Annotated in this window: 17 protein-coding genes and 1 pseudogene; 9 read left to right on the top strand and 9 right to left on the bottom strand. The window is 34.9% G+C overall.

Annotation, left to right across the window (positions count from 1 at the left end):
* Positions 1–100 precede the first annotated feature (100 nt).
* The 6 genes and pseudogenes from ACZ76X_RS09550 to ACZ76X_RS09525 all read right to left on the bottom strand — a co-directional run bounded on the left by ACZ76X_RS09550 (position 101) and on the right by ACZ76X_RS09525 (position 2,169).
* Positions 101–301: a hypothetical protein gene (locus tag ACZ76X_RS09550; RefSeq protein WP_076535842.1), complete on the bottom strand. Its 201-nt coding sequence runs from the start codon at positions 299–301 to the stop codon at positions 101–103.
* A 156-nt stretch (positions 302–457) separates the two neighbouring features.
* Positions 458–541, bottom strand: a pseudogene (locus ACZ76X_RS09545) (class D sortase); the annotation flags it as partial.
* Entirely contained in the window at positions 538–1,065 is a 528-nt protein-coding gene (locus ACZ76X_RS09540) for a permease (protein WP_479850296.1), read from the bottom strand. The pseudogene ACZ76X_RS09545 and the gene ACZ76X_RS09540, both read right to left, overlap by 4 nt.
* Complete coding sequence (locus ACZ76X_RS09535; protein WP_479850295.1) at positions 1,062–1,544, bottom strand: hypothetical protein; 483 nt, start codon at positions 1,542–1,544, stop codon at positions 1,062–1,064. Before ACZ76X_RS09535 ends, ACZ76X_RS09540 begins: the two co-directional genes overlap by 4 nt.
* The gene (locus tag ACZ76X_RS09530; protein WP_479850294.1) at positions 1,537–1,878 is read right to left on the bottom strand and encodes a PadR family transcriptional regulator; all 342 of its coding nucleotides are present in this window, start codon (positions 1,876–1,878) and stop codon (positions 1,537–1,539) included. Before ACZ76X_RS09530 ends, ACZ76X_RS09535 begins: the two co-directional genes overlap by 8 nt.
* 165 nt (positions 1,879–2,043) lie before the next feature.
* Positions 2,044–2,169, bottom strand: coding sequence for a YjcZ family sporulation protein (locus ACZ76X_RS09525; protein WP_000540377.1), 126 nt, complete (start codon positions 2,167–2,169; stop codon positions 2,044–2,046).
* Between the two features lie 199 nt (positions 2,170–2,368).
* On the opposite strand from ACZ76X_RS09525, the gene ACZ76X_RS09520 reads away from it, so the two are divergent.
* Both ACZ76X_RS09520 and ACZ76X_RS09515 read left to right on the top strand, forming a co-directional pair.
* Positions 2,369–2,614 carry a hypothetical protein gene (locus tag ACZ76X_RS09520; protein ID WP_215562766.1) on the top strand — a complete coding sequence of 82 codons (246 nt, stop codon included), beginning with the start codon at positions 2,369–2,371 and terminating at the stop codon, positions 2,612–2,614.
* A gap of 618 nt (positions 2,615–3,232) precedes the next feature.
* Positions 3,233–4,060 carry a class I SAM-dependent methyltransferase gene (locus ACZ76X_RS09515; protein ID WP_479850293.1) on the top strand — a complete coding sequence of 276 codons (828 nt, stop codon included), beginning with the start codon at positions 3,233–3,235 and terminating at the stop codon, positions 4,058–4,060.
* A gap of 481 nt (positions 4,061–4,541) precedes the next feature.
* Here ACZ76X_RS09515 and ACZ76X_RS09510 read toward each other — a convergent pair whose 3' ends face one another.
* A complete protein-coding gene (locus ACZ76X_RS09510; RefSeq protein WP_479850292.1) occupies positions 4,542–5,951 on the bottom strand; it encodes an alpha/beta hydrolase family protein in 1,410 nt (469 codons plus the stop codon).
* A 431-nt stretch (positions 5,952–6,382) separates the two neighbouring features.
* On the opposite strand from ACZ76X_RS09510, the gene ACZ76X_RS09505 reads away from it, so the two are divergent.
* Both ACZ76X_RS09505 and ACZ76X_RS09500 read left to right on the top strand, forming a co-directional pair.
* Positions 6,383–6,967, top strand: a complete 585-nt coding sequence (locus tag ACZ76X_RS09505; RefSeq protein WP_479850291.1) for a CGNR zinc finger domain-containing protein — start codon at positions 6,383–6,385, stop codon at positions 6,965–6,967.
* A 116-nt stretch (positions 6,968–7,083) separates the two neighbouring features.
* Positions 7,084–7,638: an HPP family protein gene (locus tag ACZ76X_RS09500; protein WP_098670754.1), complete on the top strand. Its 555-nt coding sequence runs from the start codon at positions 7,084–7,086 to the stop codon at positions 7,636–7,638.
* Between the two features lie 118 nt (positions 7,639–7,756).
* Here the strand turns inward: ACZ76X_RS09500 and ACZ76X_RS09495 are convergent, their stop codons facing one another.
* Together ACZ76X_RS09495 and ACZ76X_RS09490 are read right to left on the bottom strand one after the other, a co-directional pair.
* Positions 7,757–7,867, bottom strand: coding sequence for a YjcZ family sporulation protein (locus ACZ76X_RS09495; RefSeq protein WP_000505681.1), 111 nt, complete (start codon positions 7,865–7,867; stop codon positions 7,757–7,759).
* 262 nt (positions 7,868–8,129) lie between these two features.
* Positions 8,130–8,396 (bottom strand): YmzC family protein, encoded by a 267-nt coding sequence (locus ACZ76X_RS09490; protein ID WP_479850290.1) that lies wholly within the window; start codon positions 8,394–8,396, stop codon positions 8,130–8,132.
* A 376-nt stretch (positions 8,397–8,772) separates the two neighbouring features.
* On the opposite strand from ACZ76X_RS09490, the gene ACZ76X_RS09485 reads away from it, so the two are divergent.
* The 5 genes from ACZ76X_RS09485 (at position 8,773) to ACZ76X_RS09465 (ending at position 14,376) form a co-directional block, all read left to right on the top strand.
* On the top strand, positions 8,773–9,129 hold the full coding sequence (locus ACZ76X_RS09485) for a MarR family transcriptional regulator (RefSeq protein ID WP_479850289.1): 357 nt from the start codon (positions 8,773–8,775) through the stop codon (positions 9,127–9,129).
* A gap of 214 nt (positions 9,130–9,343) precedes the next feature.
* Positions 9,344–10,192 (top strand): BglG family transcription antiterminator LicT, encoded by an 849-nt coding sequence (gene licT / locus ACZ76X_RS09480; RefSeq protein WP_479850288.1) that lies wholly within the window; start codon positions 9,344–9,346, stop codon positions 10,190–10,192.
* Between the two features lie 147 nt (positions 10,193–10,339).
* Positions 10,340–12,232 carry a beta-glucoside-specific PTS transporter subunit IIABC gene (locus ACZ76X_RS09475; protein WP_479850287.1) on the top strand — a complete coding sequence of 631 codons (1,893 nt, stop codon included), beginning with the start codon at positions 10,340–10,342 and terminating at the stop codon, positions 12,230–12,232.
* A 95-nt stretch (positions 12,233–12,327) separates the two neighbouring features.
* A complete protein-coding gene (locus ACZ76X_RS09470) occupies positions 12,328–13,767 on the top strand; it encodes a 6-phospho-beta-glucosidase (RefSeq protein WP_479850286.1) in 1,440 nt (479 codons plus the stop codon).
* Between the two features lie 150 nt (positions 13,768–13,917).
* Positions 13,918–14,376: a MarR family winged helix-turn-helix transcriptional regulator gene (locus ACZ76X_RS09465; RefSeq protein WP_098346322.1), complete on the top strand. Its 459-nt coding sequence runs from the start codon at positions 13,918–13,920 to the stop codon at positions 14,374–14,376.
* Positions 14,377–14,385 lie beyond the last annotated feature (9 nt).

Raw genomic sequence — 14,385 nt, 5'->3', positions numbered from 1 at the left:
TTTACGATTAAAGATGTCTTTTTATATTTCTTTCGTAATAATAGTTCAAACAGCCGAGGAAAAGGTGGTGTATGTATTGTCTGTTTTTTAGTATGAATAACTATTGAGAATAACGATGCAAAGCCTTACTAATAACTAAAAGTCCAATAATGAGGGAAAGTGTTCTTATAATAAGTTCTGCAACTAATAAGTCCCCCATCGTTTTAGTGACATCATACATAGTCCCTGTAATGAGAATAGGTGCGATCATAATGATAATTCCAATTCCTATTTGAAGAAGTAAATTCACGTTTTTACTCAAGATAATCACCTCCAAAAAATATTACAAAACAAGAACATGGGAATTTTTGTATTATACATTTATTATACTGTGTCGAATTAAGGTTATGGTAATGTTTCTAAAATAAAAAGGAGGTGTCACATGGTCAAAAGATGACTCGTGGGACAGCTCCTTATAAGTAGTAATTAAAGATGATTCAATGATGTATCGATCTGGGGCGTCACCAATGTTGTTAAAAGGGTAACATGTTGTTAATGTTACATTTCCTCCGTAACATCATACCGAAGTAACTGCCCCTGATCATAAAACCGCTCAAAAACAATCCCCATTACATAAAAGAATACTAAACCAAAGCAAATATGAATGAGTGTAAAAGTAGCTCCAAATGAAGAGAATTCATACACGAGAATTGGCAATTTCGCAGTTGTCCAAACGCCTAAGAAAAATACGATGTATCGAATGCTTGCGCCTTTTTGTAAGAGTAGTGCCGCAATTGGGAAGGCAACGTAGAGGGGACCAGCTGCAATGCCGCCTAATAAGAGAGAGAATAGGATTCCGTATATACCGGATTTTTCGCCCATATATTTCATGAGTGTTTCTTTCTTCACCCATTGATCAAGCAATCCTACAAATAGCAGGACAGGGGGAAGGAGAAACAACATATCTAAAATGCTATTCCCTGTTAATTGTAATGCGCTCCATCCTAAAGATTGATTTATAAAGGTTAAGGCAAAGAGTCCCAGTAGTAAAATGAAAAAGAAACGATATCTTTTTAGTTCTTTCATACCATCACCACCCAAATGATATAGGAAAATAGGAGGGACATGAGTAATGCGGATATATTACGTGCGTAAGCAAAGCTTCGCCCGAATATCTTTTGTTCCATCGGTAATGTTGTAAGCCCTACTGACATGAGTGTAGACATAAGTGCCGCAACTTGAGGAAGGCCTGCGCCGTGTTGGACTAACGTATTGCCAAGTGGAAATACGATGAAGCTTGGAATAAGTGCAACGGATCCGAGTATTGCTGAATAAACAATGCCGATAAACCCAGATTGTTCTCCGATAATAGAAGAGATGAAAGACGGCGTTAATATAGAAAGCGATAAGCCAACGAAAAGCATGATGGAGAGCATCGCAGGTAGAAGATTGCGAAACATTTTCCACGACTTCATTAGAGCTTTTTTCGTCTTCGTGCGGTCCTTCATAAAAGAAAGCCCCGTAAGAATAATGGCTAAAGTGTAAAGGATCACGCCGTTAATCATGATTGGATTCCTTTAAGTCTTTATATTTGTCTATGAAAAAGGATAAGTTCTTTATTTTTTCTTCAATATCCATTTGGAAATCTGCTAATTGTTCCTTTCCAGCTGGCGTAATTTTGTACATCTTTCTTGGTTTGTCTTGATGATCTGTACTTACGTAAGATTCGATTGCACCTTCGTTTTCTAACTTTTTTAGCGTACGATATAAAATGGCGCTATCGATTGGATTAACGGGAAGTTCTTCTTCGCACTTTTGCAGTAATTGCCCGCCATAGTTATCTCCCTCAGCTAGAAATAACAAAAGAAATGCACCTGTATGTCTTCCTGTATGTTTCATGGATATACCTCCTAGAATGAATTAAGATTTATACTGTTAATGACAGTATACTGTTGTTAACAGTATATGGTGCATGATGTGTTATGTCGATTTTAAAATGTGCGAATGTGAAGGGGGTTGTACATCTAAAAACATAAAAAAAGACACTCTCAAGAGTGCCTCCTATTAGCAGCCGAATCCGCCGCCCCAACAGCTAGCGCCAACGATGATTAATAAGATAAATAGTACAACAAGTAAAGCGAATCCGCCGCCGAAACCGCAGCCTCCACCACAACTACCTCCATAGCCCATATTAACTCCTCCTTCCCTAAAGACCATTAATTAATGGATTTAATTTACTTTATGTTTTTACGGATAAACTTGAGCAGGTCCTTTTGAAAAATAAAAGGAGCTTAGATTTTAAAAGAGTTGACGACCTTATTTTTGTCACGGGTATTATGCTGATGACATATTGTATTTTATTCTGTGTATTGGGGGAAGGAGGATCTTTATGGCCAATTCTGAAATGATTTTACGATTACTTACGGATTTAAAGATTGAACAGCAAGCTTTAAAAGAACAGCTGGAGAAAATGCAAACAGCTGTGAATACTCTTGAAGAAAAATCAGCAATTGTGGAAGAGAAACCAACGACTATTGAAGAAAAACCAGCTGTTGCTGCTGCAAAGCAAAGAGCTCATTCTGGACACCCAACATCTTTTCGTGCTTGGAGAGCATCTGCTCAAAGGAACTCATAAAAATATAAGAAAAGAAGACATCAATTGTGATGTCTTCTTTTGCTTATACAATCCAAATGCGATAAGAAGGTATATATCCATATTGCTTTAAAACTAAGAAGAAAATAACGATTGTCGACTCCTTTTTTAGTATAACATGTAATAGTAAATATTTTTATGTATCTTTGCATATATACGAATTATATGATGTATCGTTTTATATATTTTAGTGATCTGTTATATCTCGTTCTTTTTTTATAGGTGTTTATTCATAAAAAACTCTACATGTAAAAAGTTGTTTGAAAATGCAATTCATTCTACTCAACAATCGGGCCATATCCTTGAATAATGGGTTAAACTAGTAGTTGACCTCGTATTTTATAGTCTGTTATATTTATACAAACACTAAAAGGATAGGTGAAGAAGTTCGGCATAGCAGAAGTTTGATTTTCGTGAACTTTGTTATGACTGGAAAAGAGTAAATAAATCAATTTGAAGCAAACTGAAATACGCATTTTTATGTGTTTATTCGGTATGCCCATTTGATTTTTTTACTCTACGGACTTGTTCTCTTTTTTTAACCGCAGAGTAAAGCTCTGCGGTTTTTTTGTGTTTAAAAATTTTTAGGAGGAAGTTTTTATGAATAATTTATTAAATCAATTGCAGGTACCCTCACGATTCGAACAAACTGATAATGTTTTTTGGCAAAATCCTTATATTGCTAGAAAATTATTAGAAGTTCATTTAAGCTCTGATACTGAAGGAGCTAGTAGGAGTTTTCAGTTTATTGATAAATCTATTGATTTTATCCAACAAATCGCTCCCAAAAAATCTTATCAAAAAGTACTAGACTTAGGTTGTGGTCCAGGTCTGTATAGTGAGCGATTAGCTAGAAAAGGTTATACAGTAACAGGGATAGACTTCTCTGAAAACTCAATTCGTTACGCTAAAGAACAAGCAAAAAAGTTAGATTATGATATTGAATATCGCTATGAAACTTATTTGGAATTAAATGATTCAAATATGTATGACTTGGCCCTATTGATATATTGTGATTATGGTGCTCTTGCGCCTGAAAATCGTAGTAAATTACTTTTTAACATTTGGAACAGTCTGAAGGATGGTGGAAAGTTGTTATTGGATGTTTTCTCTCAAAATAAATTTGATCAGTTCAAGGAAGAACAATATTGGAGTATGAATGAAAATGGTGGTTTCTGGTCAAAGGATTGCTATTTAGCTATCGGGAGAAATCTCAAATATCCTGATAGAGTAACATTAGAACAAACAACAGTGGTAACCGATGAAAAAATAGAAACTTACAACATTTGGTATCAATTCTTCACAAAAGAATTATTCATCAAAGAGGTAACTGCTGTAGGGTTTACTGTAAAAGAAATTTACGATGATGTTTCCGGTGAAACTGGCAACGGAGGGAGTCAAACTATAGCCTTATTGTTAGAAAAATAAGGTTACATTGAACAAAGAGAAAGAAATATATGTTATCACTTTTTTCAAAAAGCAATATTTTTTCTTTTTAACAAACGGCACCTTATTCTAGATGCCCAACATCTTTTCGTAATTGGAGAGCATCTGCTCAAAGGAACTCATAAAAATATAAGAAAAGAAGACATCAATTGTGATGTCTTCTTTTGCTAGTACAATCCAAATGAGACAAGAAGGTATATATCCATATTGCTTTAAAACTAAGAAGAAAATAACGATTGTCGACTCCTTTTTTAGTATAACATGTAATAGTAAATATTTTTATGTATTTTTGCATATATATAGATTATATAATTTAAATGGTATATATTTTAGTTGTCTGTTATTTGTTTTAATTCATTTACTTATATTATTTTTTGAGTGCCCCAGTGATGGGGCCTTTTTTTATGGTGTGAAAGCAGAAACCCCTCAAGCATATGGAGGGGTTACATAACTAGGAAAATGGCTATTTGTGTTTAATGAGAGGAAGTTCAGGATGTTGCTTCTGAATTTCTTCTAAACGATTTTCGTTTATCCCTTTTAAATTTTGATCAAAAAAGCTAGTTACTAGTTTATTGATGAGTGTATAATTTGCGGCTACATCCTCGTCTGGTTCGTTAATAATAGGTGAAAATGCTGCTAAATCTGTAAAACTAGTATGATTTGTTTTTGGAATTACTACTGTGTATACACCAAGTTTTTCAATCGTTTTATTTCTTAAATAGGATATTTCCAATAATTCATTTTGGATTCCGGTTCTCTTTTGATTCTCCGCTTCTTTCATATAACGAATGGTAGCTTCAGCGTTCATCAACATGAATGGTTTCTGAGGACCATCTTTAGGCAACGGGTCTCCATACAATCCGCCGTCCATATCAATTGCAGCTTTAATACGATGATCCTTTACTAACATTTGTGCGGAAGTTGCTCCGCCAATAGAGTGACCGAACATTCCAATTTTGTCATATTCGATTAAGTCTGCAATCGTTTTAAAACTTTTATCGAAATTCCCCTCTATTACTTCGTTTAAAACAAAAGTAGTATCCTGTTCCCATTTTTGAACTATGGTATTTAAGGCAGTAGGTGTATATTCGATTGGTATAGAGTCTACGCGGTTTCCGTTAGGGAAAATCGTTGTTGCTGCGTATCCTGTGAAATTAAGAGCGATTATGACATAGCCTTGACTAGCTAATTCCTCTAACTGGAATGTATTTTGTTGAGCGTATAATCCCATACCGTGGCTGAATAAAAGGAGAGGGAATTTTTCTTTAGCTTGAAGTGGCGTAGCATCTTGATAAGAATGTGTTTTTGTCAGTCCTAAATGTGTCGTTACGATATATGGAACACCATTTGTTACTGCCAATTGTTCAGCCAGCTCGTTTATGTTCTTAAAATAGGCAGAAGGGTTCCCAGATCCTTTTTCGGCGGGATAGTATACTTGTATCATTAACTCACGATTTCCATAACTATTTGGTACAGTGGTTTCTTTTCGATTTGTATCAATTACATGAAACGCTTTCGTTCCTACTGTATATTTTCCAGTAGGCTCAGGGAGTGTTAAGATCGGAAAAAGTAAAGGTAATGTAAACATTGCGATAGCGGTTACGATAATTCCTAAACCTTTTAAAACTTTCATCACTAATTTTTTAGAAACGGCTGTAGTTTTTGGTTTCAAAAAAACTTGTAATGTTAAAACGAACAATAAGAAATAGGCGGGAATCATACGCCAGTTTGCGCCAATTACAATGATGGTGGCAAATAAGAATGCATAATTGATTAGTAAAATGACTATATTTTTTTTCGTCAAACCTCGTTCGATAAAGAGGGGAGTGATGCTAGATGCAAGCAATACAGCAACAAAAATGATTTCTAACATTTTTAGCTTTTAGCTCCTTTCCAAATCATATAAATATAGATTGATAATTTATAATCTTCTCAATTATATAACCATCATTGATAATTGTATGCATGTAAGAACGTTTAGAATGTTTTTACATGACATCTTAAGAAAAAGTACTCATACGAGTACTTTTTCTTAAATAAATTACTATTTATTTTTAAACCGTTCCCCATAAATGATAAACCATACCGAAAACAAAAAATGCTAGTCCTACAAACAAAACAATCAAGGCAAGCATTCCGTTTTTATTATGTTCCATACAATTAGCTCCTTTTTAAGTTATATATATAAAGCCTTAGTCATAATTATGGCTAAAGGTTTTGGTCTTCATACTTTGTAGTTTATAAAAAAGTTGCACTTCTGTATGAATTTGGAATATGATTGTTTAAAGAGTAGGTGATGAGTACATGCAGGAAAGAAAACAATTCCCGCTTATCTCTGGAAATCTCTCATTAGATTTAGTGAATACAGAGTTAGTTAGGCGTGGACAACGTTATGATTTATTAATAACAGATGAAGATGTATTAGAATGGCTACATGTAATAAAGGTTAATCTTCCTTTTTGGAATGAAAAAACACTTATAGGAATTCAAGAGCGAATGAATCAAGTTACATCTAGCATACTAGGGCTAAGAGAATTACTGAGAAAACAGTTTGAGGCAATTGCCGATCAGCATGAAATTTCGGATGATTTTATTACGTATTTAGAAAAACAAATTGAGAAGGCACCATTTACATATAAAGTTATTGAACAGAGTTTAGTACCTATTCCAGTTGGAGAAATTGAGGATGTACTTGTATCGTTAATTGCGCTTGATGCTTTAACGTTAATAGCAGAAAACAAGCTTATTTCTCTTAAAAGGTGTTCAAATCCTGACTGTGTTTTATTATTTATAGATAAAAGCGGAAAACGAAAATGGTGTTCTATGAAAATATGTGGGAATCGAAAAAAGGTAGCAAAATTTCAAGTTCGAAAATCTGAAGAAGTTTAGGGAATCAACTTATAACAGTTGATTCTTTTTTTGTACTTTTTAACTAACCCCTAAAATTAATATTGACTGGTTAGTTTGTTCGGAATATAATTATTGGTAAATAAAGGAGGAGAATGATGAGTAATATAACAGCAGCTAAGCAGAAAGAGGCTCAACCAATAAGTGTACGATATTTTGCAAAAATGAAAGGGAAAGGAAGAAGTCCATTACAAGTAAATATAAAGGACTCTTTAACGGGATTATTGGGGGGATTTTTAACGATTCTTACCTTAACATATTTAACGAGTATAACTTCTACAGAATTACTAATGGCCCCATTTGGAGCGAGTTGTGTATTAGCGTTTGGAGTTTGGAATGCACCGCTATCTCAGCCGCGTAATATTATTGGAGGACATTTGATTTCAACTTTTATTGGTCTATCAATATATCATTTGTTTGGGAATGAATATTGGACAATTGCTTTAGCAGTTGGTATGTCGATTGCTATTATGATGTTAACAAGAACAACACATCCTCCGGCAGGGGCTGATCCAATTGTCGTTATTTTAGGAGCATACAGTTGGAGTTATTTAGTAACACCAGTTTTAGTTGGTTCTCTTGTTATTGTAGTTATTGCTTTATTTATTAATAATATGAGCAGTAAAAGGAGCTATCCAACTTTTTGGATATAATTTATTAGGTGAAAAACAATTTGAGTAAGTATCCCATTTTTACTATATTTTCATTTCACATACGCTTTCGTTTACAAAGAAAAGACACCCATATAAGAGTGTCTTTTCCAATAGTTTTTTAGCAGAAGCAAGAAGCTCCAACGATGATTAATAAAATAAACAATACAACTAATAGTGCAAATCCTCCAGCAAAACCGCAGCCTCCGCCGCAACTACCACCAAATCCCATAATAGTTCCTCCTTTAATAAGAGGGGAAAACAAAGGGTCACTCGTGTTTTTTAACGGATTCCATTTACTTTATGTTTTGAAGCATAAACGTGAGCAGGTCCTTTTGAAAATAAAAAAGACACCTTGAGGTACCTTTATCCCGCTTTAATGGGCAGTAAGCCTCCCACCTCAAAATTCAGTGAAAGCAAAGAATTTAGGTGGGGGTCAGGCTGCCCATTAAAGTCCGATTGGTGAGGGCTGATTAAAGTTTCACTTTATGTAATTAATATTCGCTAGCGTAAAACTCTTTTATTAGCTTTATTTCATTTGTATCTGGGTTAAATTTGAATATTTTAATTTGATTAGATTCGTCTTTATAAGCAAATGTATTATCGCCAACTTGGGTCATATTGCTAATGTTTAGGCTAGGATCACTACCATGGTCAGTGATTTCCACAGTTTTCTCACGATCCCAAAATGCAATGACAATGATCAAGATAATAAGGGATATACGTATGTTACGTAGTTCTCTTGCTAGAGGATGCTCCATATGATAGTCTCCTTCTTCAGTTAATAGATTTTGTGTATAAAAGAGATATTTTTCATGAGAATATAAATAAAAAAGACACTGTACAAAGTGTCTTTTTTATCTAATTTATGCGCATTGCTTAATAAGACGCTAGTTCCTCAGTATGAATATGAGTAACTATGTAGGGTAGTTCTATTATAACATTTTAACCATTAATGGGTCTATATGGAATTTTGTTAATGGTTATGTTTGAATATTCGGAATGATACACATAGTGAAAGGTATATGTTACCTACAGTAATTGTAAAATATAACGATGTATATAACTAGTCTTGTAATAAATTTTTACTATATTTAAGATTGAAATGGAAAAAGTATAAAGAAGGAGCTGTAACATATGGGCGCTTGGGGAACAGGATTATTTGATGATGATACGACTTGTGATGTGAAAGAACAGTTTATTGAATATATAGAAGAAGGTAACAGTGTAGAAGAAGCAACTAAGCTCATTTTAGAAGAGTATGTAGATGAGTTTGATATAGAGGAAGATTTAGAAGTAATGTCTTTAGTATACATTGGTCTTGCGGCAATACAATTGGAGAAAGGTTGTCTTCAAGAGGAAGTTCGTAGTAATGCGATTGCATTAATTGAGCGAGGGGCTGACCTTGAACTTTGGGAAGAAGCTGATATGGAAGATTATGAAGAGAGAAAGAGAGTTTTAGATGAATTTAAGCAACAACTCATTAACAGTTAGTATTTTTCTTTGTAAAAAAATATTCAATAATTTATCATTGCAACCGCTTACTCTTTGTGTATAATAAAGGTAAGTTAATAAGTAAAAGGATTGTTACTGTTCGGCAGGCAAAACCTAAATTGATCTAGAGGCTACGGGTGTAGTGTGGCTTTTGGAATCAGTTTAGGTTTTTTTATTACCTTTTGTGAATTCAAGAAGAAGAAGGCGGAACAATATGAGGATCCATAAAATCTTAAATAACAATGTTGTTTGTACGATGAAGGATAATGAGACAGAAGTTGTACTAATGGGCAGAGGTTTGGGATTTCAGAAAAAAGTCGGCGATGCAATTGATGAATCTAAGATAGAAAAGACCTTTGTGCTAGAAACAAAAGAATTATCAGAGAAACTTGCTAGGTTGCTAACTGAAATTCCTGTAGAAAATTTAGAGATTACAGAGAGAATTATTCAGTTTGCTAAGACAGTTTTGCCGGGGACTTTAAGTGATTATATTTATCTTACATTAACGGATCACTTAAGTTTCGCCTTAACTCGGCATAAAGAAGGAATGGATCTCAAAAATACTTTGCTTTGGGAGATTAAGAGGTTCTATCAGAAAGAGTTTGAAATTGGCCTACAAGCTTTGAACATAATTGAAGAAGAGACTGGGTGTACACTTTCTGAAGATGAAGCAGGGTCAATTGCCTTGCATTTCGTGAATGCGCAGCAAGGAGAGCCGGCGATGCAACAAACGGTAGCGATGACGAAAATCGTTCAAGATATTTTAAATGTTGTAAAGTACCACTATAAGATGAACTTAGATGAAAGTTCATTTAATTATAGCCGGTTTGTAACGCATTTACGATATTTTGCGCAGCGTTTAATGCAGAAGGAACTGAATTCGGCTGAGGATGAGTTTTTATACGAGCAAGTGAAAAGTAAGTATGAAGAGGCATATTGTTGTACAGAAAAAATTGAAGCATACTTGCAAAAAGCACATAATAGTCATCTTTCAAAAGATGAAAAAGTGTACTTAACGTTGCACATTCATCGTGTAACGAAACGTAATGAATTATGTAATTGAATAAACGGGATTGTTACTGTTTGGCAGGCAAAACCTAAATTGACTTGAAATGGAGTGATTCGTATGTATCGCGCCGTTACGGTTAGTTTAGGTTTTTTCTTTTATAAAAAATAATAAATGGGATGATTGTAGGGAGGGAAAGTTACGATGAAGTATGAAAAATTAGCAAAAGACATACTGAAGAATGTTGGCGGGAGAGAAAATATACATAGCGTTGTACATTGTATCACTCGTTTACGATTTCAGTTAAAAGATGAGGGAAAAGCGAATACAGAAGTACTGAAAAGTATGGAAGATGTTGTGACTGTTATGAAAAGCGGTGGGCAATATCAAGTTGTAATTGGTAACCATGTATCTGACGTATACAAAGCGGTTATTACTGCTGGAGGGTTTCAAGAAGCTGAGGAAGAAACTACGAGTGAGAAGAAAAAGAGTAGTCTTATAGATATTCTTTCTAGCATTTTTACTCCCATTTTAGGAGTGTTAGCTGCAACAGGGATGATTAAAGGATTTAATGCATTATTTGTAGCGTTAGGCTTGTTAAGTACACAGTCAGGAACGTATCAAATATTAAATGCAGTCGGCGATTCGTTATTTTATTTCTTCCCAATCTTCTTAGGATATACAGCAAGTAAGAAATTTGGGGGATCACCATTCATCGGTATGGCAATTGGGGGAGCTTTAATTTATCCAGCTTTATCAGGTTTAAAAGCAAGTGAGCCATTATATACGTTATTTGCAGGAACGATGTTTGAATCACCAATTCATATTACGTTTTTAGGAATACCAGTTATTTTAATGAACTATGCATCATCTGTTATTCCAATTATTCTTGCTGCTTATTTTGGAGCGAGAGTAGAACAGTCTTTAAAGAAAGTGATTCCGGATGTTGTGAAAACATTTTTATTACCATTCTTCACATTATTAATCGTTGTGCCAGTTACATTTCTCGTTATTGGCCCAATTGCGACGTGGGCAGGGCAGTTTTTAGGACAGGCGACGCTTTGGATTTATCATGCAAGCCCATTAGTAGCGGGTGCTTTACTCGGTGCTTTCTGGCAAGTACTTGTTATATTTGGTCTTCATTGGGGCGTCGTTCCGATTGGCTATAACAATTTAGCAGTAAATGGTGTTGATCCGATATTAGCACTTATATTTGCTGCTTCATTTGCTCAAATTGGTGCTGTGCTCGGCGTTTGGATGAAAACGAAAGACAAGAGATTAAAAACGCTTAGCATTCCAGCTTTTATTTCAGGTATTTTCGGCGTTACAGAGCCGGCAATTTATGGGATTACACTTCCTCTTAAAAAGCCGTTTATTATGAGCTGTATTGCTGGAGGAGTTGGCGGCGCAATACTCGGTGTATTTGGTACACAAGCTTATATGACAGGTGGACTTGGTATATTTACGCTTCCGACATTTATTAGTCCGAAAGATGGGATTACAGCTGGATTTTGGGGAGCAATTATTTCAATGATTGTTTCTTTAATAGTAGGTTTTGTTCTAACTTACTTATTTGGTTTTACGAAAAAGCTAACATCTACAGAAACAGCTGAAACAATTGATAAGATCGCTGCATCAAACGATGATGAAGTAATCTTTAGTCCTTTCCATGGAGCCGTTATGCCACTTCAAAATATTGACGATGCTGCATTTGCATCAGGTGCGCTAGGTGAAGGAGTTGCGATTGAGCCTTCAGAAGGAAAGTTGTTTTCACCAGTTTCAGGTACGATTTCTGCGCTGTTCCCGACGAATCATGCAGTAGGAATTACAGCGGATTCAGGTGCTGAAATTTTAATCCATATTGGAATGGATACTGTGAAATTAAATGGCGAATTTTTCTCTTCTCATATTGAACAAGGAGCGAGAGTAGAAAAAGGGCAATTACTTATTGAGTTTCATATAGCTGAGATTAAAAAGGCGGGTTATATTGTAACAACACCAGTTGTTGTTACAAATTATGATAAATATAGCATCAAAAAAACAGAAATAGAAAAGATTCAAGCAGGAGATTCCTTACTAACGTTAGGAGTTAAATAGTAGTTACATTTCATACTGGTTCAAACGAAGAAAGGTATTCTTTGAAACTTACAATAGCTTTCCTCGTTCATTCTTATATAAAGGAGTTTTTCTATATGTCTAAAGTTAATTTTCCAAAAGGATTTTTATGGGGTGGAGCAACTGCAGCCAATCAAGTTGAAGGCGCATATGTAGAAGACGGAAAAGGATTAACGACGGTTGATCTATTACCAACTGGTGAAAATCGTTGGGATATTATGAAAGGAAATATTCATTCCTTTACACCGGTAGAGGGAGAGTTTTACCCGTCACACGAAGCGATTGATTTTTATCATCGTTATAAAGAAGATATTGCTCTTTTTGCAGAAATGGGATTTAAAGCGTTACGCGTATCGATTGCGTGGACGCGTATTTTCCCAAGTGGTGAAGATGAAAAACCAAATGAAGCAGGATTACAGTTTTATGATAATTTGTTTGATGAACTATTGAAGCAGGGTATTGAACCAGTCGTTACGATGGCTCACTTCGATGTGCCTGTTCATTTAGTAGAAAAGTATGGAAGCTGGAGAAGTAGAAAGCTTGTAAACTTCTTCGAGATGTATGCAAAAACGATTTTTAATAGATATAAAGATAAAGTGAAATATTGGATGACGTTTAATGAAATTAATATGCTTTTACATTTACCTTTCATGGGAGCAGGTCTAGCATTTAAAGAAGGGGATAATAAAAAACAAATTCAATATCAAGCAGCGCATCACCAACTTGTCGCAAGTGCGTTAGCTGTAAAAGCGTGTCATGAAATTATTCCAGATGCAAAAATCGGTTGTATGCTTGCGGCAGGTGCGACGTATCCATACACATGTAATCCAGATGACGTACTTCGCGCGATGGAACAAGACCGTGAATCATTCTTCTTCATTGATGTACAAGCAAGAGGGGCATATCCGGGATACGCAAAACGCTTCTTTAAAGATAATAATGTAACAATTGAAATGGAAAAAGAAGACGAGGAAATTTTAAAAGAGCATACGGTTGATTATATTGGCTTTAGCTACTATGCAAGCCGAGCAACAAGTACAGATCCAGAAGTATTAAAAAGCATAACGAGCGGAAATGTATTCGGTTCTGTTGAAAATCCATACCTTGAAAAATCAGAGTGGGGATGGACGATTGATCCGAAAGGCTTCCGTATTACAGCGAACCAACTGTACGATCGTTACCAAAAACCTTTATTTGTTGTTGAAAATGGTCTCGGTGCAATCGATCAATTAAGTGGTGAAGACGAAGTGAATGATGAATACCGTATTGATTACTTGCAAAAACATATGATTGAAATGTCTGAAGCCATCCAAGATGGAGTAGATATTATTGGGTATACTAGCTGGGGTCCAATTGACCTTGTAAGTGCTTCTACTGGAGAAATGAAAAAACGTTACGGATATATATACGTTGATAAAGATAATGAAGGAAAAGGCTCATTAAAAAGATCGAAGAAGAAAAGCTTCGATTGGTATAAGGAAGTAATTAAGACGAATGGTAAGAGTTTGGAGTCTTAAGTGTGAAAAGGAGACATCTTAATGGGTGTCTTCTTTTTTCATTGTGAATAAAGCATGGAGCTATATTTCCCTTTACACGAACATAAAGGTATAATATAGTTTAGTTAACTAAACTAAACTATATAAAAGCGTGACTGGAGGAAGAACGCTATGACTAGATCATATAAAGAAGTAATTAATGAAATGAATCGAGCCTACACGGAACTTTACATTTTACTATTTCAGGATTTAAAGGATGAGTTCGGTCTTACTGGGCAGCAAGAGAGCATGCTATTTCATATTCATTTAAATGAAAACACGACAGCAAATAACATTGCGAGTACGTTTAATATAACGAAAAGTGCTGTGAGCCAAGTTTTATCGAAATTGGAAAAACAGCAGATGATTTCAAAACAAGTGAATCCGAATAATAAAAGGGAGTATTTCCTTACACTTGGACCAAACGGTAGTAAGTATATGGAGCAATTGTCGAAGTTAGATGATGTATTAATTGAGAAGTATTTCTCGAAAATTGATATTGAAGCTTTGCAGCAAATGACTGATACATTAACGAAAATAAATAAGGTGATATTGGAAGAAAAACAGAAGGATCTTGAATCTAATGAGTAAGAAGCAATT

It is taken from the genome of Bacillus sp. BC05(2025) (genome assembly GCF_056725905.1).
Note: the sequence above shows the minus strand (reverse complement) of the source record. Positions and strands in the feature narration are given on the sequence as shown.